This window comes from Paenibacillus cellulositrophicus, from assembly GCF_009363095.1.
Taxonomy (GTDB): Bacteria; Bacillota; Bacilli; order Paenibacillales; family Paenibacillaceae; genus Paenibacillus_AQ; species Paenibacillus_AQ favisporus.
Genome location: NZ_CP045295.1, coordinates 2,695,765 through 2,721,570 on the forward strand (window position 1 = coordinate 2,695,765; position 25,806 = coordinate 2,721,570).

The 25,806-nt window shown below is 44.1% G+C and carries 22 protein-coding genes; 1 reads left to right on the forward strand and 21 read right to left on the reverse strand.

All coding sequences use genetic code 11. The features are described from left to right. The 17 genes from GCU45_RS12140 to GCU45_RS12220 all read right to left on the reverse strand — a co-directional run bounded on the left by GCU45_RS12140 (window position 1) and on the right by GCU45_RS12220 (window position 20,461). Window positions 1-687 carry a DarT ssDNA thymidine ADP-ribosyltransferase family protein gene (locus GCU45_RS12140; protein WP_152399135.1) on the reverse strand — a complete coding sequence of 229 codons (687 nt, stop codon included), beginning with the start codon at window positions 685-687 and terminating at the stop codon, window positions 1-3. Beyond that, window positions 680-2,104 (reverse strand): 3'-5' exonuclease, encoded by a 1,425-nt coding sequence (locus GCU45_RS12145; RefSeq protein WP_152399136.1) that lies wholly within the window; start codon window positions 2,102-2,104, stop codon window positions 680-682. Before GCU45_RS12145 ends, GCU45_RS12140 begins: the two co-directional genes overlap by 8 nt. A gap of 484 nt (window positions 2,105-2,588) precedes the next feature. Further along, entirely contained in the window at window positions 2,589-3,863 is a 1,275-nt protein-coding gene (locus GCU45_RS12150; protein ID WP_167527125.1) for an alpha-L-fucosidase, read from the reverse strand. A gap of 45 nt (window positions 3,864-3,908) precedes the next feature. Continuing rightward, window positions 3,909-5,006, reverse strand: a complete 1,098-nt coding sequence (locus tag GCU45_RS12155; protein ID WP_152399138.1) for a mandelate racemase/muconate lactonizing enzyme family protein — start codon at window positions 5,004-5,006, stop codon at window positions 3,909-3,911. Window positions 5,007-5,037: 31 nt separating this feature from the next. After that, window positions 5,038-5,799: an SDR family NAD(P)-dependent oxidoreductase gene (locus GCU45_RS12160; protein ID WP_152399139.1), complete on the reverse strand. Its 762-nt coding sequence runs from the start codon at window positions 5,797-5,799 to the stop codon at window positions 5,038-5,040. Window positions 5,800-5,844: 45 nt separating this feature from the next. Continuing rightward, window positions 5,845-7,014: an ABC transporter substrate-binding protein gene (locus GCU45_RS12165; protein WP_152399140.1), complete on the reverse strand. Its 1,170-nt coding sequence runs from the start codon at window positions 7,012-7,014 to the stop codon at window positions 5,845-5,847. A 22-nt stretch (window positions 7,015-7,036) separates the two neighbouring features. Beyond that, window positions 7,037-8,707 carry a type 2 periplasmic-binding domain-containing protein gene (locus GCU45_RS12170; RefSeq protein WP_152399141.1) on the reverse strand — a complete coding sequence of 557 codons (1,671 nt, stop codon included), beginning with the start codon at window positions 8,705-8,707 and terminating at the stop codon, window positions 7,037-7,039. A gap of 51 nt (window positions 8,708-8,758) precedes the next feature. Then, on the reverse strand, window positions 8,759-9,661 hold the full coding sequence (locus GCU45_RS12175) for a carbohydrate ABC transporter permease (protein WP_152399142.1): 903 nt from the start codon (window positions 9,659-9,661) through the stop codon (window positions 8,759-8,761). Window positions 9,662-9,675: 14 nt separating this feature from the next. Beyond that, on the reverse strand, window positions 9,676-10,599 hold the full coding sequence (locus GCU45_RS12180) for an ABC transporter permease (RefSeq protein ID WP_152399143.1): 924 nt from the start codon (window positions 10,597-10,599) through the stop codon (window positions 9,676-9,678). A gap of 107 nt (window positions 10,600-10,706) precedes the next feature. Further along, entirely contained in the window at window positions 10,707-11,360 is a 654-nt protein-coding gene (locus GCU45_RS12185; protein WP_244364534.1) for a GntR family transcriptional regulator, read from the reverse strand. Window positions 11,361-11,442: 82 nt separating this feature from the next. Then, on the reverse strand, window positions 11,443-12,348 hold the full coding sequence (locus tag GCU45_RS12190) for a fumarylacetoacetate hydrolase family protein (RefSeq protein WP_152399144.1): 906 nt from the start codon (window positions 12,346-12,348) through the stop codon (window positions 11,443-11,445). A gap of 23 nt (window positions 12,349-12,371) precedes the next feature. Continuing rightward, entirely contained in the window at window positions 12,372-13,145 is a 774-nt protein-coding gene (locus tag GCU45_RS12195; RefSeq protein ID WP_152399145.1) for an SDR family NAD(P)-dependent oxidoreductase, read from the reverse strand. A gap of 421 nt (window positions 13,146-13,566) precedes the next feature. Beyond that, window positions 13,567-14,748 (reverse strand): DUF4317 domain-containing protein, encoded by a 1,182-nt coding sequence (locus GCU45_RS12200; RefSeq protein WP_152399146.1) that lies wholly within the window; start codon window positions 14,746-14,748, stop codon window positions 13,567-13,569. A 194-nt stretch (window positions 14,749-14,942) separates the two neighbouring features. Continuing rightward, window positions 14,943-15,512 (reverse strand): SF0329 family protein, encoded by a 570-nt coding sequence (locus tag GCU45_RS12205; protein WP_152399147.1) that lies wholly within the window; start codon window positions 15,510-15,512, stop codon window positions 14,943-14,945. 364 nt (window positions 15,513-15,876) lie between these two features. Beyond that, the gene (locus GCU45_RS12210) at window positions 15,877-17,913 is read right to left on the reverse strand and encodes a DUF5054 domain-containing protein (protein WP_152399148.1); all 2,037 of its coding nucleotides are present in this window, start codon (window positions 17,911-17,913) and stop codon (window positions 15,877-15,879) included. 434 nt (window positions 17,914-18,347) lie between these two features. Further along, the gene (locus GCU45_RS12215; RefSeq protein WP_152399149.1) at window positions 18,348-19,034 is read right to left on the reverse strand and encodes a DUF6199 family natural product biosynthesis protein; all 687 of its coding nucleotides are present in this window, start codon (window positions 19,032-19,034) and stop codon (window positions 18,348-18,350) included. A 440-nt stretch (window positions 19,035-19,474) separates the two neighbouring features. Next, window positions 19,475-20,461: a phosphotransferase gene (locus GCU45_RS12220; RefSeq protein WP_145019101.1), complete on the reverse strand. Its 987-nt coding sequence runs from the start codon at window positions 20,459-20,461 to the stop codon at window positions 19,475-19,477. 462 nt (window positions 20,462-20,923) lie between these two features. On the opposite strand from GCU45_RS12220, the gene GCU45_RS12225 reads away from it, so the two are divergent. After that, window positions 20,924-21,667, forward strand: coding sequence for a TrmH family RNA methyltransferase (locus GCU45_RS12225; protein WP_152399150.1), 744 nt, complete (start codon window positions 20,924-20,926; stop codon window positions 21,665-21,667). Window positions 21,668-21,973: 306 nt separating this feature from the next. Here the strand turns inward: GCU45_RS12225 and GCU45_RS12230 are convergent, their stop codons facing one another. From GCU45_RS12230 to GCU45_RS12245, 4 genes are all read right to left on the reverse strand, one after another. Then, window positions 21,974-22,837, reverse strand: coding sequence for a GNAT family N-acetyltransferase (locus GCU45_RS12230; protein WP_152399151.1), 864 nt, complete (start codon window positions 22,835-22,837; stop codon window positions 21,974-21,976). A gap of 114 nt (window positions 22,838-22,951) precedes the next feature. Beyond that, on the reverse strand, window positions 22,952-23,461 hold the full coding sequence (locus GCU45_RS12235) for a GNAT family N-acetyltransferase (protein ID WP_152399152.1): 510 nt from the start codon (window positions 23,459-23,461) through the stop codon (window positions 22,952-22,954). 319 nt (window positions 23,462-23,780) lie between these two features. Further along, window positions 23,781-24,320 (reverse strand): GNAT family N-acetyltransferase, encoded by a 540-nt coding sequence (locus GCU45_RS12240; RefSeq protein WP_152399153.1) that lies wholly within the window; start codon window positions 24,318-24,320, stop codon window positions 23,781-23,783. 384 nt (window positions 24,321-24,704) lie between these two features. Beyond that, the gene (locus tag GCU45_RS12245) at window positions 24,705-25,805 is read right to left on the reverse strand and encodes a WG repeat-containing protein (protein WP_167527126.1); all 1,101 of its coding nucleotides are present in this window, start codon (window positions 25,803-25,805) and stop codon (window positions 24,705-24,707) included. Window position 25,806 lies beyond the last annotated feature (1 nt).

Below are 25,806 nucleotides of genomic sequence, written 5' to 3' on the forward strand. Positions count from 1 at the left end.
TCACTCCTCAGTATATGGAGTTTCCATTGGCCGTCTTCCTAATCGGATAATGTTATTCCATTTTACATCGAATAATTCAGGCGCAATAATCCAATTAATATCTTGTCGAGCATCTTGAAGTAAGCTAATCATAGCTTTCATCTTAAATACATGTTCTTTGGTCGGCGTAGCTATCCCAATAATATCTGAGCGGGGAATATTCTTATGTATTAAAACCTCAGCCTGTCCGTCAGTAGGACAGCATGCTAACATTTTATCTGAACGATAAATGGTAGTTTTACCAAAAACAGGGTTATTAAACATTCCCATAAAGCCGGATTCTCCACTTTTAATATGAGCTCCATAATCCGCAGCCGCATTTCTGTGGCAAAATAGAGTGGTATCATCTAAAATTAGACGTGGATTAATTAGCAGCACAACCCACTCATTGAAAATCGGGTCGTTATCCTTTATTCTCCTCAGATACCAAGTATTGGGATATTCCACAGAGCAACAGACGTAATCCTCTCTTCCATCATATCTATTTTTATCGTTTTTTTCTAGCAAATCGATTTGAACATCTAAATAGGAATTAGCTATAATCCCTGATTCATTTCTAAGAATATGAAGTAGTTTACTCGTCTTAGTAAAATGACACAAGCGAGTAATGCCACGTCTGTCAATTTCTCTTTCGATATTTTTATTCATAGGATACCTCTTGATACAGGGATTCATCGCTCGGTAATAGCTTCGTACGTTCTCCTGAATATGAAATAATCAGGCCACGTCTTGCTCTTGTCACTCCAACATAAAGTAACTTAATTTCTTCACTGCATGCTTCATCATCTGAATCCAGTGATAAAATTCGTTCCTCGGCAGGTAGTCTATCACTAGTGCACAGGGGCATTATAACTGTATCAAATTCAAGTCCTTTTGCTGAGTGATAGGTCCCTACCCATACGCCAGGACGAGAATTCCATGAGTTCATTTCTCCGCTGAGCTCATGAGAGCGTATCTTTTTCTCAGCAAGTTTGTTACGAAAAAGATTAAGTGTCTCTCGATCACGAACGATGACAGCAACGGTCTGATTTGTTATCAGATTTTTTATTTCATCAAGATAATAGTTTAATTCCATTTCCTCATTCCCAAACTTTATTAAAGCAGGTAAGGGGCCAGAAGCACGCGGAAATTGTGGTTCTATTAAGTCAGCATCGTCTTTAAAATACGGCATTTTTGATATCGCCAATCCCAGAGCTGCGATCTCCTTTGTATTTCGATAATTCTGACTGAATTTCCATATAACAGGCCTATGAAAACCTGCAGAACGCCATGAAATTCTACTCCCATAAATCTGTTGAGCAACATCACCAAAAAAAGTCAAACTACCATTATATGGTATCGCAAGAGATAATGATTGGAGCATTGTTGGAGAAAAATCTTGGCCTTCATCTATTACAATATGCTTATACATTCTCTTTGTAGAATCATTCCTCAGTTCCTCCTGTACGAAATAAGCTAAGTCTTCCATATCATACAAATAGCCCTTGTTAGTTCTAACTTCCAAGTAATTTTCGTAAACCATATAAAAATATTTTCTAGTGTTTCTGTTTATTCTTGTTCCAGACCGTCCTGTTCTTTCTACTTCTTGGTATTCCTCAAGGGTAGTGATCCCGTGTTTTTGAATCCAGTTTATTTCTTCAATAAAAACTTCTACAGGGCGTTCAAGTGTCGCAATACCTTTATTTTCACTTTTAACTGCATCATATGCACATGTGATTAACTCTGATTTAGTGAAATATCTCTGTGAGTATGGCGGAACGATATCAAGATGTCCCATCTTCTTACGATAAGCAAGATAACCTCTTGCAAATTTATGATAATTTAAAACATCTACATTTGTTAATAAATCTCCCGAAATTGATTTTAAGAATGTTACGAGTGCTTTATTAAACGTTACCAACAATGTTTTTTCATTTGCATTGCAATGAGCTTTGGCTAAATAAGCAGCTCGATATATTGCAAGTGTAGTCTTTCCACTACCTGCTGTACCTAAAACTATAAAATGACCTTGCTCCGGTAACGCTAAAACTTCAGCCTGCTTGCCTATAGGACTTGGAAGTGTCATAATTTATCTCCTCGCCAATTACTTTATGGAATTATTTTCAATTATAGTACAAATTACACTCACCTCATAGATTATATTGATACTAAAATATCACATAAGGACTATATACCTAAATTACATATAATATAATTTTCACAACAATGAAATTGTTCTAATATTTATATATATTTCAGGATTTAAAATTCAAAATTTATAATCTTTCCCGATAAAATAAAATCAAAATTACTTCAATTAATTGTTACATGAACTCGATTGATGAACACGTCCATTTGTTTATACTTTGTGTGGTCGTGGTGTATGTAAATTACATACTTTACTAATGATAATTTAGTAGTTTAACAAAAAACCTTCCAGAGTTTGGGAAGGTTTTTGTCACTAATGCATCATTATCTTTCCTTATAAGAGTGAACAATACTCCTATGTATTAACTGTCAATACAAACAAGATTGTTGAGTAATGATCGTCACATTTGGAGTTTTTCACCCTATTTGCGCACAGGCCAAATGGGTTCTTGATCAAATTCTACAGCAATGACCGTGTTCCATTCGTCGCAGAATTCGGCGGGGACATCGATCCAGATCCGATTTACGCTGTACCTTCCTTCTGTCCCGCTCAAGTGCCCGAATATTTCTTCTACTTTGTAAGCGAGTTCTTCTCCCGTCTTCAGCAGCTTCACAGACTTCACTTGGCCTCCCAGTTCACGCACTTCCACGGGGAATCTCGGAATCTCTCTTACATGCAAATAGATCGTATTTCCCTTTCGAGTCATAGGTCCATAGAAACAAGGAGGATAATGTTCTACAACGCGTTGGGTTCCATAAATACTATCACCCGAGTGGCCAAGCCACGCTCCGATTCGCTGTAATCGTTCGATCGCTTCTTCGGGCCAGGTGCCATCGGGCCCGGGACCTACATTTAACAGCAGGTTCCCCCCTTTGCTTGACACTTCGAGCAATGTATCTAGTAGTCGTACTTCGCTTTTATAAGTCGAAGCATCGGAATGATAAGCCCATTGATGATTCATGGTCATGCAGGTCTCCCACCATCCATCCGGCGGATGTGTCGGTACGAATTGTTCTGGCGTCTCATAGTCACCCACGTCCGGCAACCGATCGTTAATGACGAGATGCGGCTGTAAGTTCAACATCATTTGCTTCACTTCACTGCTGCGCCAGCGATCCGCGCCGAATCCCGGAACATCGAACCATATCAGATCAATTCGGCCGTAATTGGTTAGTAATTCACGCAGTTGTTCCATAAAGCGCTTATGGAAATCCCACCATCTTGCAGGATCATATGTATTCGGCTGGGGCGATTGAATCCCCTTGCTAATGGGGATGGTAGCGAAGTCAGGATCATGCCAGTCAATGGTCGTAAAATACAACCCCACTTTTAACCCTGCTTCTCTCACAGCCTCGACGTAAGGCGCGATCAAATCTTGTTGCGGTCCTCTCTTCGTCGCACAATAGTCGGTGGTTGCCGTGTCGAAGAGGCAGAATCCATCATGATGCTTCGCGGTGAGCACCACGTATTTCGCACCTGCTTCCTTCGCATGCTGAGCCCATTCTCTAGGATTATAGTTCGTAGGATGGAACTCATCCGCCAGACTTTCATAGGTTTCAACATCCAGATGCTGACTGCTATGGGGCATTAAAGGCCAAGAAGCCTCAATTTCGCGTAAAGCATACGGACCCCAATGAATAAAAACGCCGAATCGAGCTTCATCGAACCATTGGGCCTCGGGATGAACTGCTTTCATGTACATTCAACTCCTCTTGATTTATTCGTGAAAATAGCATGCATGCTACTGAACTCGGTATTCATCAAAATAACGCGGAATGATTTCGGTCGATGCTCCCGGCATCTGCGGCATCACATAGAACCCGTCCTTTACCGTTGCCGGCTCTACGAAAATATGGCGAATCCAAGGAATATACTCTAACAGAACCGCATTCGGTGTGGATGCAACCAGATGCTGATGAATTTGCCCCATATCGCCGACATGCGGACATATCGGTAAATCGTATGCGGCGGCTAATCCGGCAATTTGCAGCCATTCGGTAATGCCCGCAACACGCGTGACATCCACCTGCACATATTCGACTGCACCCTGATGGATGTAATCACGAAACGCATATTTGGAATACACATGCTCGCCAAGTGCAATCGGTACGTTCAGCTCATCTGCTAATTTCCGGTGATTCATGATGTCATCTGGATTCAGCGGTTCCTCGAGCCAGAGAAGGTCGAACTGTTCCAATTTCTTGCCCCACGTCATCGCTGTCGTGATGTTCCATTGCTGGTTCACGTCAATCATCAATCCGGCTTGATCCCCGATCGCGCGACGTACCGCCTGTACCCGCGTAAAGTCCTCACGTGGATCCGGCTTGCCGACTTTCATCTTGACTGCGGTAAATCCCTCTTCAAGAATGTTGGTCATATCGGCAATGAGCCGCTCCTGACTCCAATTCAACCAACCGCCATTCGTATTATAAGCTTTAATCTTCTGTGATTTATGTCCTCCGAGGAGCTGCCACAACGGTTTGTTCAAAGACTTCGCCATGATATCCCATAAGGCAATGTCTACTGCGGCCAAGGCCATATGCGTGACCCCCGCGCGACCAATCCAATGCATCTCCCCATATCGCAGCTCATCCCAAATTTGCTTCACCATGAACGGGTCCTTGCCGATCAGCTTCTTAGCATAATAGCGATCAATGGTCGCTGCGATCATCTCGTCTCCTTGTGCGCATGTTCCCGTATAGCCGTAGCCCGTGATTCCCTCATCGGTATAGATGCGAACGCCTGTCACGCCCCAATGCGTAGCGACATTAATCGCATCTGTAATCGGCGGCGTAATGGGAACGTGCAAAATAAAGCTCTCTGCCTTTATGATCTTCATGATTCAATCTCCCCTGTTCCCTCGATGTCTTCTAATAGCCTAACGATGCGCCCCCATCTACCGGCAAGGCAATGCCTGTGATGAACTGCGATGATTCCGAAGCCAGAAATACGACGGCATCGGCAATTTCCTCTGCACGTGCCGGTCTGCCAAGTGCATGCATCTCATTTAGTGAGGTTCGTACCTGCTCTGGATCAGCTTGCTCCATCGTCCATTTCTCTAGAAGCGGCGTCATCACGCCCGCTGGGCAGATACAGTTCACCCGTACCCTGTCAGGGGCATAATCGATGGCAAGAGCTTTCGTCATGGCAATAATGGCACCTTTGGTCGCGACGTAGACAGCGTTCTGCTTCTGTCCAACCAAACCATTCAACGAGGCCATATTGACGATACTCCCACACGTGTTCCTTAAATAAGGTATCGTATATTTAATCATCAGATAGACGCTCTTCAGGTTAATGTCGATTACCCTTGTCCATTCGTGTTCCAATACCTCTTCCAATGGTTTAGGCAATATGGTTGCAGCATTATTGAATAAGACATCGATCCGACCGAATTGCCTGACAACATCCGTAACAAGCGCTTGAACCGCCATGCCGTCGGATACGTCCGTCTGTATAGCCACTGCTGATCCGTTATAGCGAATGATCTCATGTACGACCCTTCGCGCCTCTTCTTCATTAACATCTGCAATGACCACGACTGCGCCTTCGGAGGCGAATCTTCTGGCTGTCACTTCACCGATACCGGATCCGCCACCCGTTACAATGCATACTTTCCCTTCAAAAGACAACGTACTTCCTCCTCTCAACCCTTATCATTGATGTTTGCTTCTTGCCTATGAACGGACAAGCTGTTGAATTTGCTCCGATGCGAGGGCTAACGCTTGATGTTCCGACAGTTCACCTATGATGCATCTGCGAAGCGCTTGCCATAGAATGTCCTCAGCCGTAGGGTACGTTGGGAACTTGGGTGGTATAATGACGCTCGTAGCGATAGTCTCCTCAAGTAGAGACCAGCGTCTAGCGGCAATGGAATTCGGTAGAGCCTCCCGTTTCAGGCGTTGCATGATCGATTGTCTTACAGGAACATGACCTTGATCCGCATCCATGGCTTGCGCTTCCGGCGAAGTTATAAATTTCAGCAATAAAAGTGCTTCTTCCACATGTTCGCTGGACGCTGGAATCGCGAACGAATGACTTCCGCAATAGACCGCACGACGGCCGCTTGCCGATTTCGGGGTTAACGCCAGATCGAATACGTTAGCGACGGGTGATTCGGAGAGTAAGCCGAAATAACCTGGCCAATCGGTAACCATCGTACTCTCCCCCTGCCGAAAGGATGCCGACACTTCATCATAATGCATATCCGGCAGCCCTTTCGGTGTCCACCCCCATTGATACCATTGTCTGAGCTTCTGAAGGGCCTCGACTCCCGCTTCACTGGCAAACATAGGCTGTAATTGCTCATCGAATAGCTGTCCGCCGCCACTGATCAATAATTCGAAGAAGGTCCCGAATAACCCGGATTCCATCCCAGGGAATACGAATCCCGTGTAGCCAGCTTCAGTTACACAGGACGCAACATGAGCCAGCTCCTCCCAGGTCTCCGGAACGGATAACCCCAGCTCCTCCAATCGATCGCGCCGATAGAACAGCAGCCTAGCATCAAAATTACGCGGAATACTCATCAATTTACCTTGCACGCGGGCAAGATCCAGAAGAGCGGGAGAGAAATCCTCCAGCTCTTCTGCGGTGAATTCTTGATCTAATTCATATAAATAACGGGCTTGCGAGGGAGCATATTTCGTATGCGTCGATATCAGATCATAGGATGGTAAGCCGTTCTCCATACATTCTTGTACATGGCGATTCAGCTCAGGATGTGTTCCCTTGAACCCAATATCCACTTGAATCCCGAACTGCTGACTGAATTGCGACAAACATGCGTATAGCGGAGCATAGGCAGGACCGTCAATGAGCGCAACCCGAAGCGTCTTGGAATTCATGTCGTACGTACACCTCCGTGGTTTATTTCAGGGATGATAAGAACTCAACCGTCTTCGGATCGGACTGGAATGCGGATGTATCGAACGGCTCGGTCATCGCTTTCTGTGCCATCTCCAGATACTGCGGCAAGCCTAGTTTCTGCAATCCCTCTACATATGTCTGCCAATCGTTCTCGATGGATTTCGATCCATTAATAAATTGGGCCATGGATTGTTTGACATACTGTTCAATATTCGTCTTCAGCAAGGCGAAGTTCTGGTACTCCTGTGGTTGAATCCAAATCACCCCTGGATACACTTGCTTTGGCTGATGACCGGCATAATTCTTCATCGTCTCCAGCATCAAGAGGGATTCCAATCCATCTGCCGAAAATGGCGCCTTCGCTTCTACAAATCCGTTTCTCCACGTCGTATTCTGGAAAATGGGCCCCATTTGGTTCCAGCCTTCATTCTGCTTCGCGCCAGCAGAGTAGAATTTGTCAGACTGCGTAATGAACAGCGCTTGTTCTCCGCTCAGCCCCTTAACCCCGTCTCCTGCTTTGGTCCAATACTTCCCTTCCTGCCCGAAATTCATCATTTGGGTGCCTTCAGGCGTATAGATGAAATCGACGAGTTTGATCATTCGCACAATTTGTTCTTCCGTAGCGTTTTTCGTAACGACGAACGTCAGGGATTTAGGCGTATTTCCGCTGAATGCTGCATATTGGGTACCATCCGGCCCTTTCAAAGGGGGGACAGTACTCCAGTTCGGATAATTCGGGTTAGCGGTATCAATGAATCCCGCGCTGTACAAATACGGTACGACGCCTACTTTGTTCTGCGCAGCCAGCTGCTTGATGACCTCGCCCTTTTGGCTGAAAGCTTGCTTATCAAGGAGTCCTTTCGCGTACAAATCACGGATATAGGTTAGGCCCTTCTTCCACCCTTCCTGCACAGGAGCATAGCTCACTTTCCCATCCTCTACGTTGAAGAAATCGGAGCCATTGTCATAGATGAAGGCATTCATGAGGAAGATTGTCGGATCAAACCCGTCGGAGGTGCCGGACAACGGTATGAGCCCGTTATCTTTAAAGGTCTGCAGGACATTCGTCAGCTCATCCGTCGTCGTCGGCATGGACAAGCCGAATTTGTTCAGATCATCGGTATTAATCCAGAATTTCTGTCCCCAATAGCAATGAATGCATGAATTATAGCTCGGCACGCCATAAATATTCCCGTCCGGTGCGGTCATCGCTTGCTTCAGACCTGGCGCGGTCTCCATTGCTTTCGTCAAATTAGGAGCATACTTCTCGATATAAGCGTTGAGCGGGACGATGATTCCTTGCTTTGAATATTTCAGAATATCTGACGGTGAAAAGCTGCCCGACCAGAAGGCATCCGGATAGTTGCCGCTGGACAGCAGAAGGGATTGCTTTGCTAAATAATCACTGGATGGCGCGATATTCCATTGAATGTTCAGTTTAAAGGTATCTTTCACATAACCGGTGAACCAGTTCGTTTTGAGGTCTATGACATCGGAAGAAGGAACCGCGAAGAAAGAAACATCGACCACTTTGTTCTCGTCAACCGCTCCATTGCTATTCGTCGATGCATTATTGTTCGCAGGTTCTGTCGAATTGCCTGAGCAAGCGGATAATATGATCATGATGGATGCCATCATGACCGCCAATACCGTTCGATTGATACGAATCATGCATACCCCTCCAAAATTCGAAATGAAAATCACCCGAATGCCCCTCCATGCTCATTCTTTGATGGAACCCACCATCACCCCTTTGACGAAATATTTTTGAATGAAAGGATACAAGATCAACACCGGAATGCTGGCAATCACAATCACGGAATATTTCAGAAGTGTCTTCATATCTTCGAACTGCTTGAGTTGTTCCGGAGATAACGTAATCGAGTTCGTCGAGACATTGTTTAAGACCAGAATTTCGCGCAAGATGAGCTGCAGCGGGTAGAGATGCTCACTGTTCAGGAAGATCAGCGCGTTAAAATAGGAGTTCCAATTGCCCACGGCAGCCCAGAGCAGCAATACCGCAATAACAGGCTTGGATAGCGGGAGAACGATTCGTGTTAAGAACTTCGTATCATTGCATCCATCGAGCTGAGCAGCTTCATACAAATCATTTGGGATCGAGCTTTGGAAGAATGTTTTGGCGACAATAATCGAGAAAATATTGAGCGCACCTGGAAGGATCATCGCCCAACGTGTATCGAGCAGATGAAGAGATTTGATCACGAGATAGTAAGGAATTAATCCCCCGCTGAACAGCATCGCGAACAACAGCGCCCACATGAGGACTTTCCTGCCCATAAACGTCTTACGTGATAAGGGATAGGCCATCATAATGGTTAGAGCAACGCTAATGATAGACCCCGATACGGTATAGATGACGGAATTGAGGTAACCCGTCCAGATCTGCTGATATTGGAACACGGCTTGATACCCGTACCACGTAGGTTCTACCGGGAACAACCATACTTTACCGGACATGACGGCAGCCGATGAACTGAACGATGAGCTAACAATATAGATGAGGGGGTACGCGACGCATAATAGAATGATACTTAGAAAGATATAAATAACGACGATGCTCACTCGGTCGCTCCAAGGCTCGCGAATGTGTTTGGCTTTCTCCATGGCTATCCCCCTCATCAGAACAGACTCGAATCCGAAAATTTTCTGGCGAGCACATTCGTGGTGAAGATCAGAATGAACCCAACAACGGAGTTGAACAAGCCGACGGCGACCCCGAAGCTGTAGTTGGTGTTCACTAACCCAATTTTGTACACATACGTGGATATGACTTCGGACGTGCTCAGGTTCAACATGTTCTGAAGCAGAAAGACTTTCTCGAATCCTACGCTCATCAGCCCGCCAACGGCTAAAATGAATAGCACGATGATCGTTGGGCGAATCGCAGGCAAATCGATATGAATGATTTTCTGAATGCGGGATGCACCGTCAATTTTAGAGGCTTCATAGAGCTCTGGGTTCACGTTGGCTAATGCTGCAAGATAAATGACGGCGCCATAACCCGTCTCCTGCCAAACGCCTGACCAGACATACAGAGATGAGAACGCTTTCGATTCGCCTAGAATATCATAGACATTTGTTACGCCGAAGAGATGGGATAATTGACCGTAAAGTCCTGTTGTGGGGGATAAAATAATGTTAATCATGCCGACTAACACCACGGTGGAAATAAAGTATGGGGCATACGTAAACATTTGCACGATTTTCTTAAAACGTTGATTCTTCACTTCATTGAGCGCGAGTGCAAGTAGGATGGCGGCAGGTGTTCCGATACATAATGCGTAGATACTAAGAAGGAGGGTGTTTTTGATAATTGGCCAGAAGTAAGGTGAACCGAAGAACATCTCGAACTGCTCTCCCCCGACCCATGGACTGTGCCATATGCCTTGTGTGGGGTTGAACTCTTTAAATGCAATCTGGATGCCGATCATCGGGACGTAATTAAACGTGATGAGGAATAGAACGGGTAATGCCACGATACAATAAAGCTGCCAATGCCGATAAATGTTTTTCCTCCACAAACTCACTGTGCGAATAAACATGATCGTCCCCTCCGCTATTATGTAATCGCATTCAAAATAATAAATCGTGTATGATTTATTTTGAATAATATCATACACGATTTATAGTGTAAAGAGGAATATGGAAGTTACTTAAAGTTGTCTCGCAACCGTTGATATGCCTGGTGTAGATGGATTCCGGAAGCTTCTACGGCTTTTTCTGTATCGTTCTCGAGCAAAGCTAACACGATTCTTCGATGTTCTGCGATCTCCGCGCTCATGTCGATCTTGTAATGGGCCAAGTTCAAGTAGCGGTGAACCCGTTCGATTAGAGCCGTGACCATCTGTTTCAGGTTCTCATTGCCTGCATAAGCCAATATCGTTCCATGCAGATCATGGTTCATCTTGGAGATGATATTCTCTTCGTGGCTCGCTTCCCACATGTGTTCAACAGCATCGAGCTCTTGCAGAATTTGTTCGAGTCGGAACTTAGGGATATGCGGAGCAGCCTTTCGAACCGAAAGTTCTTCTAACGCATAACGAATTTCGAAGATTTCGTCGATATCCGTCATGTTCATTTCTGCGACATACATCCCTTTAAACGGTACGACTTTGACAAATCCATCGGAAGCCAAGCGGAACAATGCCTCTCGAATCGGGATATTGCTGACGCCCAAATCTCTCGCTAATTGATCGATATTGATTTTGTCTCCTGCGGATATGTCATGGGACAGGATTTTTTGCTTCAACAAACCATAGAGTTCATCCGTTAATACATGGCGGCTCAATCGTTTATCTGCCAAAGGGCTCATCTCCATTTTTTACGAGTTGCCCCAAGTATATCATGTATCATATATGAAATGTACGATTGCCCTTTACAGATATTTACGACTCGGCTACCATCGTATTGGTGATGGATCCCAGCTTTTCGATTTGTATGGTGACTTGATCGCCGTCTTTCAGATACACCTGCTGCTCTGGCGGATAACCGAGCACAACCCCTTCTGGCGTTCCAGTCAAGATAATATCGCCGGGAACAAGAGTCATATGCTGGGAAATATAGCTGACGATCTCATCGCAGTAAAAGATCATATCCGACGTATTGGAATGCTGACGCACTTCTCCATTGACGAGGCACTGAATATCCAGATCATTCGGATTGCCGACTTCATCCGCCGTGACCAAATACGGCCCCAAAGGCGAAAATTTATCGCAGGATTTGCCGAGCAGCCACTGATGGGTGCGAAGCTGTAAATCACGGGCGGATAAATCGTTCACATTGCAATACCCGAATACATGGGAAAGTGCGTTTTCTTTGGAAACATACTTGGCCGTTTTGCCCATGACGATAACCAGTTCTGCCTCATAATCTACTTTCTGTGAAACTTTCGGAAGCGGAATCGGTTCGCCGGCTCCTGCCAGGGTGTTGTTAAATTTATTAAAAAGAATCGGGTATTCCGGAATCGGTGCATTCGTTTCTTCCGCATGCTTCCGGTAATTCAAGCCTACACAGATGATTTTATTCGGATGGGTGACACAGGGCCCAAGCGTTAGTGACGACTCCTGCAGCATAGAAGTGCGGATTACATCATCGGATTGCAGCACATGATCCACATATTCGCCAAGGGCAGCCAGTGCTATATCTCCGCCATCCAGCACCTCATGGATCGTTGTTGGAATCGCCTTATCAGGTGGGATCAAGGATAGCGCCCCTAGGACATCCAGGACTCCATCATCCGTTTTCACTCCAAGCCGATATTGGTCATTATGAATAAACGTTAGTAATTTCAAGAGATCACCCTCCTATTCAAATGTTAAGCATTCTTGCCGAATACGACGCCGCCATCGATATACAGCGGAGAGCCCATCATAAACTTCGATTCATCCGAGGCAAGGAACAAAGCCGCTTTAGCGACATCTTCCGGTCTGCCCAGTTCGCCGCTAAGCTGGCGTTTTTTAAGGGACTCTATCGCAGCTTCGGGATTCTCGTAGCTGTTATTCAAATAATTCTCCACAAAGGGTGTCAGAATGGTTCCGGGGAGCAGCGCATTGACACGAATATTATAAGGCGCATAGTCTACCTGCATCGATTTCGTCAGTGCCAGAACAGCACCTTTCGTTGCCGAATAGGAAGCGCGCTTCGCCAAACCGATTTCCGCGATGCACGATGACATATTAATGATAGAACCCGATTTGCGCTGCATCATATGTGGCAGAGCATATTTGCTTGGCAAATAAACGCCGCGAATATTCACGCTCATCACCCGGTCCCATGCATCCGGTTCAACCTCATGCAAAGCGCCGACCCCGCTAATTCCGGCATTATTGAACAGAACATCGATATGGCCGAAAGCAGCAATAGTCTGCTCCACCATCGCTTGGACTGAGACCGGATCCGTCACATCCGCTTGTATGAATATCCCTTTACTACCCATTTCAACGATTTCCTGTACGGTTTCTTCTCCCTTCTGCGCATCCAGGTCGTTGACAATCACCGTTGCCCCTTCTTGGGCAAAGAGCAGTGCGGCAGCTTTTCCGATTCCGGATCCGGAACCCGTAATAAGCGCTATTTTTCCTGCCAGTCTCATTTTGACTCCTCCTATTCAGTTTTCTTCGCCTAAAACAATCGCTGACCCGGGAATAAGCTGGATGGATGATTATGATGAAGGGTGCTCCGAAAAAAAGTTATTCCTTTCTTATCATCAGAATCTAATATCACGTTCTCTATTTCAGTACTCCAATCCTTCTCCCCATAGAAAAAAATTACACTGTTCCATGCGAATTGACCTGGAGCGATTGCTTCGGTTTTACAATGCTGATGAACATCTACACCTTCGCCGGATCTGAGTATCCCCATGACCAACAAATGAACAGACTCAATAAACCAAACATAAAAAAGCCCCCCTCACGGTAGACAGGTGAATCATAAAACCTGTCTTCGTAAGAGGAGCATCTCCCTAAACTACTGGTGCGCCGTATGCAAACTCCAATTCAAACGCCGTTTTATCTTCAATCCGCCTTTTCCAACAAAGTCTCTGTCGTGAGCGTAAAGCCCTCAATAACAGCATCTTCATCAACCTCAATCATAATGCAGCGTTTGCCCTGAAAGCTCACCTGTTTAATGTACCTTAAATCCTGTGGACTGATCGTAATCGTGGCTACCTTGGTATCGATCTTGATCGATTTGGACGAGAATTTCGGGATTACGCTGTTCGCCTTCAGTTCATAGTTCTTATCGTCAACGATCGTCTCAAAGGCCCGTTCCACGGCTTCCTTCGTCACGTTATCTACGCCGCTTGCGGTCAGCACGCGTTCCACATCGGTATAATCCAGCTTCGCCGGTTCTTCCTCATCCTGGTGGGATTCAATCACTTGGTGGATCTCCTCGTACACATGTGCGATCGTGGCGGAGTCCAGCTGTTCACCCGCCACTTCCTTCACGATGTCTTCAAAGATCTCTCGCTCCTCCATGGCCGTCACAGACCGTTCCGCATTCAACACATCCGAGATAAAACGCTCATTCGGATCATTCGATTTCCCCGTAGCATAGAGAACCCGGTTTACGTCGGAATAATTGTCCGTCACGCTGGGATAGAAGAACCCTTGCTCCGGTGTGCTGAGCTTGATGATCGGATCGACAATGACATTGTACTTAAACTCTCTCTCCACATAGTCGAACAAGAGCGCCTTCCGCTGCTTTTCCGTCGAGTTCACGCTGCATAGAATGAACGGATGTCCGAACACTTCGTCGTTCACGGTCTCCTCTGCTGCATCATTCCTCGCCTTGGTCGGCCGGTAGTATTGTCCGCGTACGAACGTAATGACCGTATCCCGTTCATACGTCGTGTCCGCCAACATTTTGTTCACGAGCAGCATCATCAGATCCTGCCACTCCTCCGGATCTCCCGTCTGGATCGCTTGGTGAAGCAGCACCTTCGACGGATCCTCCGCTTCCTCCTGAAACTTGAGCTCGAACAGCTTATGATCCAATTCACCGGTCAGCAGCTTTTTGAAATTGCCCATGTACAGCTCCTGCTTCTCCCGGTCCACTAACTCAAAGGGATTCCGCTCCCAGTGATAAACCTCGTTCGTTTCTTTCATAATGTACACGTTCAGAATATCGAAAATCTTCATCAATTCATTATCCATCTTAAACTGCTTGCGGATGTGCGCGATTTCTTTCTTGTTCATAGTTCGTCAGACAACTCCTAGAAAGTAAAATTGGCTATATCAGTATAAACGAAACAAAAACCCTTCGCTATACAGAATGAACTAAAGCCATGTTATAGGCCGCGATCGGACGCTACAACAAGGAAGATCCGATGCACAACTCTAGTTCAATCGATATAGACGGGGTTTTCGTCAACAACGAAAGGTATAGATTCTCAACATGTGCTGCGCCGCAGCTCATAAAAATACTGCACAACAGGATGCTTTAACTTCATTTTCTCGGACATGTTCAAAATCCGCTTTTTCCCAACGCGTCTGTCTACCAAGGCTAGAATATTCAATAAAATATCTTTGCTCTCGATGTTTTCTTCTATAGAAGTAGATAAAAATTGATTAGCTAGCGCGACAAAATTGGATTTACTTAATGAAGCCTGAGCTGTCATAAGCTCCTTGGCATACCCTGTTATTTTTCGGTTTCTAGCAATGACTTTTAGACGATCCTCCGGAACGTTTCCCTGGGTATCCTTTCTGACCGCTTCCATTTCTTCAGCGCTGATCGGAATTTGGATATCGTGATCATTCTTAATTTCCAGCTCCGTCTGATACCATCTTATTGGACTCGCTTTATCGTTCATTCGGAGGACGTCCTTTTTATCTACCGAAATATAACAAAGCCCTGCTTTATCAGGTAGATAACGATAACCCGTCGCACGGTATTCAACCCTTCCAACCAACGCAGGACTGAGAAAACTCTCCAGCTGCTGCTTCAATTTACTCCAGGACATGGTTCCTCCTCTATTTTCAAACCAAGCTATCTTTTATTTAAAAATAACTCTCGTTTCATTGTGCCTCTGTTCAGTATGAATAACCCCCTGCTAAAAAACAACCCACAAAGTCTGCACTTTCATTCTCCTTCGTTTCGGTGTCACACTTTTTCCGTACGAACCGTAACAAATCATCAAGGTCCCTTGTTTCAAAATCAACCAAAGCCGCTCCAAGTGGCCCAAGTCCTCGTGGATAACTTCGGGATCGGCGGCATTACCAATGTGGAAGATGACATGAACATGTTCCTGGGTGCCTGATTTCTGCATCTAAACCAAAAAGAAGACACACAGGAGGATCCTGTTGTCTTCTTTTCTTTTAGACTTTTTATCCCAGCGCTAACTCAAAACGAGCGAAAATATCTTCTTCATACCACATCGTGAAATTCGTTCCCCATGTTGTGTTCAAAAGTGTAAACGTAAATTTATGGTTGTCTGGATGGTATTTGTTGTTATAACTTAGATTGTTATTGGTTCCGATTCCCAACAGAGGGGCATCAATCGGTTTAATATTGATTTTTTTATCGCTGCCATCGTAAATTAACTCTTCAATCATGTGCTGCAGCTTATTTCCGTGACCTACCACTTCAAAAGGTGAAATCACGGTATCGATTTTACGAATCTTCGTTAAGTACGGCGAATTCAAACGTGGTGTCATGTCAAAAGAATAAATTTCCGGATAACGAATGGCATCTTTATCCTGTAATAAAAGTGCAATTTCAACTTTATCTCCAAATTGATATTTAACCTTTACCACTCTTGGAGCACCATATTCCTCCACAGCTCTTTGGCTATATTTTAAAGTGGCAATGATCGAATCATTGTCCTTAACTAATTTAATAACATGTGGTGTGAAATGTTCATGCAATTGAATGCGTTTTTGGATTTCCATTCCTGGCTTTAAGAAGTCAATCGCCCACCAATTATGTTGCAATTCACGCAAATAGTTATAACGCAGGTTATCATAGTCATTTTGCCCGGCAATGGTATAGCTCAGAACCCCGAGTTTGTTGTCCTGATCAAAGTAAAGGATTCCATCCTTCTCTAAGTGGTTGATAGAACCATCGCTAGCAAACATCACTTGATACCCATTTATCGAAATCAATTCTTCCAAACCACATTCAGTCCCTTGGTTATCAAAGATATGATAGGGAACTTCGATCAGTTTTTTAATGTTATGTTGATCTTCAGGCTCCAAACAAGCGATTGCACGATCAACGTTCTTGCGCTGCTCTTTCCATGAAGACTCATAAAATTTGTACGAACGATCCGTCCACTCATTATAAGTGAATTTCATTTCGCCAACCGTTGCATCTTTAACAATTCCGTACGCGTAAGTTAAATCAGCATCGGTAATTTGGTCTAAACTGCGCGCTCGCTGGAAGTCTTTCTTTTCATAATTCGTATAGTCACTGAAATAGCGTTTGATATCCATTCCCCAAGTATGCTCTGGAACTAACATCGCATAGAAATTAGCATCATCATTTTCTATTTGGTGATCAGACATGTATTTTGTTAAAATCCGGTAATCACGAATGATTTTCGGATCAGACATCGTTCCGTGAATCCATGTGTCCCCAATCTCCTCTGTGATCACTGGCAGTTGGTCACGTACTTCCCAAAGTTCATTGGCAAACTGATCCATGGAGGTCATTTCAAGCTCATAGTCTGGATACTCATTCGCCATTTTTGACAAATACGCGTTAATTTTCTCTTTTGTTCCTGGACCACTATTATCATGAGTATGCATAAATGCCAGCTTGTTATCCATGCAATCCACTCCGATGACGCCGCCATAGTCGTCTGAATAAGACACAATGATCTCACTTTCGCCATGCTTCCATAGAAATGTATCTGGAACTTCTGGAATGGAGCTCGAGCCATTTACACCAATGTGTAGAAATTTTACTCCTTGACGATATAACTCATCAACAATCCCGATCGTATGTCCTGGGACGTCCGTCATCTTTGCACTTGTTGTTGTGTATCCATAACGAGCATCTAACTTTTTGGAGATGGAAATGATGTAATGTAACGTTTGCGGTGTCATCGCTTCCGATTCAAACGTACACGGGATGGCGTGCCAGCGTATGTAACCTTTCTTTATGGCGTCGTCCAGCTTTTTACAAGCTTCTTCATCCATGTTTTTGAAGTAATATTCAATAATAAAGCTGCCTGTTGTCCAAACAAAGTCTTTGCCCTCTTTTCTTAAGTCTTCAGCTAAAGTGATTGCGTTTTGAATGTAATCATGGCAATACTTGTGCAGGACATTTTCTGCCAAATCGGTAAAACCAATGTCCAAATGGGTTTTGTTTACCACATAGATTTTTTTCATTGCTATCATCACGCCTTTCTTAGTCATCATACGTCGTGAATATCTACTAACGAGAAAATGAATGTTGATCGTGTTATCTGATATGATAAACGCCGAAACGATATCATTCTTTGAACGAACGAGACAACATTTTGTATGGTGTGGACATGATGATAATGATCATCGTGCCGGCGATGTGCTCCGCATATTCTATGCTGCCCGTTTACTTTAATTAAAAAAAGGAGCAGCTGCCGGCACACGGCATTCTGCTCCTTTATTTTGAACTATCGGTTCCTGTTAGCGCAATGAACTAGCTATTTATCTTGTCCTCCGTAGAAAAAGTGTTTCCTCAACTCTTCCATTCGGTTTATATCCAGGAGCCAATGTCCTCCGATGATCTTTACCACTCGCCGCCTGGTTCGTCAATAGCCGCCCATACACCGCTCGGTGGATGGGCGGCTGTCGGCGCAACGGTCCACATGCGCCTAATAAGCTTTGAAAGCGACGAAAATCGAACCGATCATCACGACAATGCCGCCGACCTTGCTAATGAAATAATAGAAGTCACTCGGTTCGGGGTTCTCGTACATGAGCCGCTGTGGAGATAGACGGAACATTAAATTCTGGAAGGCTTGGTACCGGAAGCTGCACCAACCAAAGATCAACAAGCCGAGGGCAAGAACCAGAAACCCTGGCATGCCTCGTTTGACATGATAATTGGAGTAAGCCGCGCTTACGAGCGTCGACGGCGGAAAATCTTCTTCCCCTTCCTCCTTGATCCGCTCGCCGTTGACGTACGTCTGAATAACCATGACGATATTGCCTTTGTCATCGTAGCTCAAGAGCATGCCGTTATTATCCTCGACGCTGTAGACATGGCCGTTCGGATAGGTCACGCGGAACTTGGTCGAGTAAGGGACGCTTTTATCCGCAATCGCATAGGACTGCTCGCCGATGATCAAAGTGCGGTGCAACTCGTCGTCGGTGCGTACTTGGATGGGACCGGCTGTACTGCTATGATAGGTGACTAGACTGTCTTGCTCCCTTGAGAATTTGTATGTATCCTCATTCAGGTAGAAAACGCGGTCCGTGAAATAGGGTCTAGAAAAGAAGCCCGTCAAGACGGACACGAGGAGCACGGAGACGAAGAAAATAGAACTAGGTGTTATCATTTTTCGGAATAAAACCGCACGGGTAGAAATATGCGCTCATCCTTTCTGCTTTATCCCTTTTACGTCCTAATATGAGAGGCGGTTGCAAGCATTTATGCAAGGATATATCGTGCTTACGTTTTACAATCAAAGCTTATCGCAGCTGACCGTCATGCCAGCTGCCATCTTAAACAAATGTCTCCTGATAGCGTAACATAAAGGGTTATGGCAACTGACAACTAATTGTTCTGCTTCCCTTTGTATAACTTATCAATGAGGATCATCACAATGACAAATTTTACCATTAACCTCAGCTTCTGTATTCGGCATAACTGCCCGTTAGCTTAATAAAGCTGCGCCGGCAGCTTCTTCAAATGTTGTTTATTCAACTATCGTTTCCTGTTAGCTTAACAGAAAATGATTAATCATTTACATTATTTCATATCATTGTTTGGCATTATCTAAATATTTCCTAACAAATCGGACATATTTTTTTGATTTTCAGCAAGCCAAATCATTTCCTTTGCGAAGCGAGCGGGAGGTATACTATGTTCATCCATGTTAGCATTTATCCACCAGGTGCTTTCCATATACCACAACAACTTTAATGAGTTTGTTAAGTAACCCTTTACTACGGTATGTTCTTCGCTGTACCCTTCCATAAATGCTGAGGCAAGGGAGACATCTAAATTATCATCTAACGCACATGATATAACAGCACGAGCAACATCTAGCTGCGGATAGTCATATTTTAGCCGATCAAAATCAAGGATTGCAGTTAATCGACTATCATTAAATAAAAGATTATCGACCCAAAGGTCACGATGAGCCCACCCTGATTGAAGTAATTCGAGTATTTCTATATCTATATCTTCAGTTGCCCTTCGTTGAGTTTCTATATCAGAAAGCAACTCAGTTTTACCAGCTTCCTTTGTCTGTTCCCAAACTGAGTTCCAATGTGCTAAGCGTTCCTCACGCCTTGGAGGGATAAATTGTGGATTATTTTTAATACTAAGTGTCCCATCGTTTAATAATCGATGCATTTTTCCTGTTTCTCGACCTAAATCGTATATTTGATGTACATTAGCTTTACCTGGTGGAATTAGTTTACCCTGGCAATATTCCATCACCGTGAAGAGTTCTCCGTTATCAGATTCAAGTAATATACTTTTATTGTGTGATAACAAATTGGGACACGCAAGACCTTTGTCAAATAATCTAACCTGTTGAGAGAATGCAAGCAATAGCTCCTCTGGATTATACAACTTATATCTTTTTTTGTTGTATTGTTTAAGTAGAAATTGACCTGAATCAGTTGTAACTTTCCATTTTAAGTTTAGCCAACCTCGTCTTATTACAGTAGATTCCAGCACATTCAAATCGAAAAGGCGCTGAAAAGTTTTTATTAAGTCATCTCGGATCATTTCTTCGGATAACATCGTCTCCATTTGACCAACTCCAACATTTACGGTGTATACGTTTATATTCCTCGTGATGTCCTATATAACCTGCTAAATCTATATTTTGCGTTATCCTGCACGTTAGTTCAACTAGTATCACAAAATTGGAACTACACTGCCCGTTAGCTTAACCAGCGGCTGCCAGAAACAGACAGCCACCTCTTCGTACGAATCTAATTTTCGATAACCCTTACTTTATCGCAGCACCCTGCCTCTAATTAGGTGCTTATGTTGCGATAGTGATATATAATATCAGGAAAACTAAGAAAGAAGGTGAATCCTTTGGCTATTCATTTTGGTGTAACACTCGATCCGCTCCACGCAAAGTCTTAAGGGCAAACAGACCCTGACCTTGTGTGGAGCTAATAGATTGGCGTCCTAAGTTAAGTCTGTTGGTCCAGAGAGACTTTGCATCCTATATGAAATTAATTCATAAAGGAGCGGGTTTCGATGACAAGCATGACAAATTTTTCATTAAAGCAATATCGTAAAGAGCAGGACTATAGCTATACCCTTGGCGCATACGCAACTATTGAAATGATTCAGGCGCGGCCGGAGATCGTAGAGGTCGTTTATATCCATTCTGCTTATCGGGATCGGAGTGTACTTGAAATTCTCTGCAAGCAGCAGAATATTCCAGTTGTCCAGCAGGATAAGGCTTTTGCCAAGGTCGATCGGAAAGAAAATTGCTTCGTGTTTGGGGTGTTTTCCAAATATTCAGATAGGCTTGCTTCCGATAAACCTCATATTCTCCTCGTCCATCCTGGGGATATGGGCAATCTCGGCACCATTATCCGGATAACCGCAGGTTTGGGATTTGGCAATCTCGGGATCGTTACTCCCGGAGCAGATCATTTTCATCCCAAAACCATCCGTGCCTCTATGGGGGCATTATTCCGGATTCAATGTTGTTCCTTTCCCAGCTTCGAGTCATATCGGAGCCAGTTCGGTCGGCACGACCTGTTTTCTTTCATGCTTCGTGCTGCAACCACACTGACACCGGAGACCTGTCCTGTAACGGAGCTGTTTACCCTTGTTTTCGGAAATGAAGCTACTGGTCTTGACGAAGAAATATTTAGCCATGTGGGAACCGGATTGAAAATAGCACAAACCCCAGACGTGGATTCCCTGAATCTATCCGTTGCCACGGGTATTAGCGCCTATTTATTCGCGTCAAAAAACAAGCTCATCTGACTAACTTCTCTCGTATATAAGAATTTGAAGCTTCATCGGAGGGCGGAGGCCCTCTTCTTTACTTTTCAAATCTCCTTCATAAAACCGGGCCGATCCCAATCCCATTACACATCGGAGTTGCACTTCAAAGGGTTTCACATCTCCCATGGTCTCAGCACTCATAAACTCAAGGCTCAACTCCCTCGTACTGGTTACTATCCTGCCCGTTAGCTTAATAAAGCTGCCGATCAGTACCGGCAGCTTCTTCCTTGTCGTAATTCGACTAAACGTTCTCCGTTAACTTTTGATATAACCCCGGGTCACGAACTATACTAATCTTTTGCTCATATTTGCAAATCTAGGTCCTGGGTAAAAACCATTTTTTCTATAGAGGTTCTCCGCATAATTGCCAACTGTAACACAAAGTTTAACAACTTGTGCATATTTGTGAGCGTTTGCCCTTACGTGCTTAAGCATAGTTTCAGCGAGCCCCTTATTCCTGTATTTAGGCAAGACACATATTTCACCTATTTCGGCAAATCCTAAAGGCATGTTTTCACTAATACCAGCAATACAAAGTCCTGCAATTTCTTGTTCCTTTTCATCAAACACACAAATGGAAAGATTCCTGTGGGCATAAATCTGCATTAGACGCATCGCATCTTTTATTACCTCCGCCTCGTTCGTAGCACCGAATATCTCGTTGTCAATCCCTCTGCTGTATCCTTCCATAATAACTTTGCCAACGGTTTCACTATCAATAGAATCATTCAAAATATGCATAGAGTAACCTTTTGGCAGTATCGTAGTTATGCCAGTATCAGTTGGACAGCACATAACCTGCCGGATTACATCTAATCGATACGCGAAAGTAAGCAAAATATCGATATCTTTTTGCAAGACACCTTTAATGTGTACAATATCATTGCAACAACTAAACAATGCTTTCCAAAAAACGCTTCTGTCTACATGAGGTGATATCAAAAAGGGATACATAACCGTTCCATTGTTGATAATTGCACCCCCAATCCTTTCATCATCCCGCATGATCCAAAAACATTGATCAGTAAATTTTGTATCATCGAGCCGGGAATTCCAGTCGTACCACATTTCAATATCGGCATCGGAATATATAACCTGATACACTGCAAATAGTTCTTGTTCCGCTTGTTTCAATCTGTATTTTGACATAAAAGTGCTCCTGTTTTGAAAGAAGTTATATTTTTGAATCACTTAATAAGTCCGTTAATACATAGTCGAGGTAATGCCGAAGCAACTGCTGTCCCACTATCGTGTCCCGTTAACTTAATATGTATCATCAGAGTTTGTTTTGAAATATTGATATATAACCTTTATTCCATCCTCAATTTCGGGTTTTTCGTAAACATTTAAACTATTCGCTTCATAGACGCTTTTCCAAAAATGGATAGCCGGAATATTACTTAGTGCCTGACTTATCGCATAACGACCTGGATACAACTCAAAAAACTTACGACATGCTAATTTCCCGATTCCCTTCCTCCTGTACTTCTTTAGGATAAAGAAGGAGTTCAGCACATAATCAGCATACTCTTGATTTGAATATGGACCACTTTGCAATAAAATAAAACCTATGGGTTTTTCGTCTAGATTAATGAAAAAAGGGTTTAATCCTTCTTTCTCAAAAAACCAATCAAATACATCAAATTCAAACAATCCGTTTTCAGTATTCAGGTCAATATTTTCAATAAATTCAGATAAATCATGAAGGTATAAGGTCATTAAATTTTTTAATACTTCTTTCCGATCGGCATTCACTTTTTCAATGTGTAACATAAAAAAACCTCCAGGAGCTTAGTTTTATCAATTATGCTACAAATTGTTTTGAAGTGAAATGTACAGATCACTTATAAATAAACTATCCTGCCCGTTAGCGTAATGAAGCTGCCGATCAGCACCGGCAGCTTCTTCAAATGTTTGTTTATTCAACTATCGTTTCCCGTTAGCTTAATGTCTACAAATCGCCTCTGGCGACTAGGCTCGTCCAAAAGCCTGGAGCAATTTTAATTCGATCCGTAAAACGAGCATTTATGGCTGCAGATCACCTGAGACAATATCCAATTGCAAATGGTCCACGGAGACCGTGGACCATTGCTTATTTTCTGTAGGTTCTGTAATAAAAGTAACTATCATTTTCCATATGAAATTGGTTATCCCCTATAGGCGTTCGTCTTTCAAGCAATTTAAATCCACATTTTTCAGCCAATTTGTTCGAGGGAACATTGGCACAATTAATTGTCAGGATTAAATACTTAACATCAGATACCTCAAAGCACCATTCTGCCAAGGCACTTATCGCTTCTCTGGTATATCCGTTCCTTTGATGTTTTTCCGACATGAAATATCCCAGTTCGATTTCATTTAGCTTCTCTTTAAGCCCCACTCCTATGCTACCAATCATCTCATCGGTGTTTGGCAAGGCAATCGCGTAGGAACGGCCAATGGAAATATCCGTATTATCCGATTGTTTTTGATACTGATCAATCAATCCATAATAATCCTTCGGATGTGCGCGTCCATCAGCCCAATCTGGCATATAACGGTATACAGCCGATTCCCTGGCAATTGAATAAAATCTTTTAGCATCTTTTTTTTCCAATGTTCTTATAACAACATTTTGAGTTTCTATGCGCATGGCAGATACTCCTCCTAATACAAATTTTGTTCGCTGCTCATTTGTTTACCTATTAACATACACACAATTGACAGGGGGACACTTTACATTCACTAACGGCTTTCGTCTTCAAGTCCCTTCGCCAATTCTTGTTTCAATTCTGCTGGACTCATGTGAAGTAAAGAAAAGAGCTTTTCATCGTTTAAAAAGTCATCCACAGTATAGTCAGGCTTGTGATTCAAACAGTTTATCACACACTTTTTTGGAAAGTACGTTTATAACTAAACTATACTGTCCGTTAACTTAACGAAAAATGAAGCAGTCGCCAACGGCAAGTTAGTTTCGATAAGTTAGCTGTAATGCGCTCTTTTTCCGATACATTCCGTGAAGCTCGGTTGTTCTGCCTTACTGTAGTTTTGTCACTCCGTTCGGAAGTTCGGAAGCCGGCGGCCAGACGATCGCTCCGCTGCGGTTCACATACCCTCTGATTTCCTCGGACGAATTCGGAACGAGCAAACTGATCACAGCCAATTCGCCGTTAAAATCATCAGCCCAATAGAATTCCGATTTGATCACAAAACGGCCGGATGTATTGATATAGCCGTACCTCTGCCCCTGGCTGGCCGGAGCCAGGCCGCCCTTGAACAAACCTCCGGCTTTAAAGCCCTGGATGACTTTGTTACCCTTCTTGTTGATATAGAAGGTGACTCCATTACGCTCGACAAAAGCCAGTCCTTCTGAGAACGGCTGCGCCATGCTGAACTGCGGTGTTAGCAGGTAATTGCCGTTTTTGTCGATGTACCCGTATTTTCCGTTCACGTAAACTACTGCCGCCCCATTTGAAAACGGCATGGCGTGATCATACCGGGGTGTAATGCGGAGCTTGCCGGTGGTGTCGATATAGCCGTATTTGCCGCCGTACGCAAGCATTACGGCCGCCATACCTTCGGAGAAATCGGACGTCGAGCTATACCGGTATGGAATGACCAGCTCGCCCTCCGTGTTGATGTACCCCGCTGCTTTGCCCACATTGACCCGAGCCAGACCTTCGGAGAAATTATACGCCTTGGCGTAGATGGGCTGTATGCTCACCTTGCCATGGCTGTCTATATATCCGTACCGTGTCGACGTACCTCCGTCAGCATTCTGAACCTGCGTCGTATACAGCGCACGGTCATTAAAAAGAACGCTGGCACTTCTCAGCTTGTATTCGAACAGCTCGCTGCCCGCCGAACTGAAGTAATATTGCTTTTTAGCCGCATGGTCCTCGACATACACCTTCCCTCCGGATACTCCTGAATATCCGTATCCGTCGTACACCGCCTCGATAATCTCCTTGCCTTTGCCGTTGATGAAACCGTATTTTCCGTTAACTTCAATCGGATACAGTTGATCGCCTGTCTGCTCCTGCATAGCGGTCGCACTGGCAGCTTGAGATTGCTCCGCCACGTTTGTACTGAATACCATCGTCGTAAATATAAGAGTAACAGCCATCTTTTTAATCAAC

Coding starts and splice junctions, on each gene's coding strand:
- GCU45_RS12140 (WP_152399135.1), bottom strand. CDS start 687: ATGAATAAAAATATCGAAAGAGAAATTGACAGACGTGGCATTACTCGC.
- GCU45_RS12145 (WP_152399136.1), bottom strand. CDS start 2,104: ATGACACTTCCAAGTCCTATAGGCAAGCAGGCTGAAGTTTTAGCGTTA.
- GCU45_RS12150 (WP_167527125.1), bottom strand. CDS start 3,863: ATGAAAGCAGTTCATCCCGAGGCCCAATGGTTCGATGAAGCTCGATTC.
- GCU45_RS12155 (WP_152399138.1), bottom strand. CDS start 5,006: ATGAAGATCATAAAGGCAGAGAGCTTTATTTTGCACGTTCCCATTACG.
- GCU45_RS12165 (WP_152399140.1), bottom strand. CDS start 7,014: ATGAATTCCAAGACGCTTCGGGTTGCGCTCATTGACGGTCCTGCCTAT.
- GCU45_RS12170 (WP_152399141.1), bottom strand. CDS start 8,707: ATGATTCGTATCAATCGAACGGTATTGGCGGTCATGATGGCATCCATC.
- GCU45_RS12175 (WP_152399142.1), bottom strand. CDS start 9,661: ATGGAGAAAGCCAAACACATTCGCGAGCCTTGGAGCGACCGAGTGAGC.
- GCU45_RS12180 (WP_152399143.1), bottom strand. CDS start 10,599: ATGTTTATTCGCACAGTGAGTTTGTGGAGGAAAAACATTTATCGGCAT.
- GCU45_RS12195 (WP_152399145.1), bottom strand. CDS start 13,145: ATGAGACTGGCAGGAAAAATAGCGCTTATTACGGGTTCCGGATCCGGA.
- GCU45_RS12200 (WP_152399146.1), bottom strand. CDS start 14,748: ATGAACAAGAAAGAAATCGCGCACATCCGCAAGCAGTTTAAGATGGAT.
- GCU45_RS12205 (WP_152399147.1), bottom strand. CDS start 15,512: ATGTCCTGGAGTAAATTGAAGCAGCAGCTGGAGAGTTTTCTCAGTCCT.
- GCU45_RS12210 (WP_152399148.1), bottom strand. CDS start 17,913: ATGATGACTAAGAAAGGCGTGATGATAGCAATGAAAAAAATCTATGTG.
- GCU45_RS12215 (WP_152399149.1), bottom strand. CDS start 19,034: ATGATAACACCTAGTTCTATTTTCTTCGTCTCCGTGCTCCTCGTGTCC.
- GCU45_RS12220 (WP_145019101.1), bottom strand. CDS start 20,461: ATGGAGACGATGTTATCCGAAGAAATGATCCGAGATGACTTAATAAAA.
- GCU45_RS12225 (WP_152399150.1), top strand. CDS start 20,924: ATGACAAGCATGACAAATTTTTCATTAAAGCAATATCGTAAAGAGCAG.
- GCU45_RS12230 (WP_152399151.1), bottom strand. CDS start 22,837: ATGTCAAAATACAGATTGAAACAAGCGGAACAAGAACTATTTGCAGTG.
- GCU45_RS12235 (WP_152399152.1), bottom strand. CDS start 23,461: ATGTTACACATTGAAAAAGTGAATGCCGATCGGAAAGAAGTATTAAAA.
- GCU45_RS12240 (WP_152399153.1), bottom strand. CDS start 24,320: ATGCGCATAGAAACTCAAAATGTTGTTATAAGAACATTGGAAAAAAAA.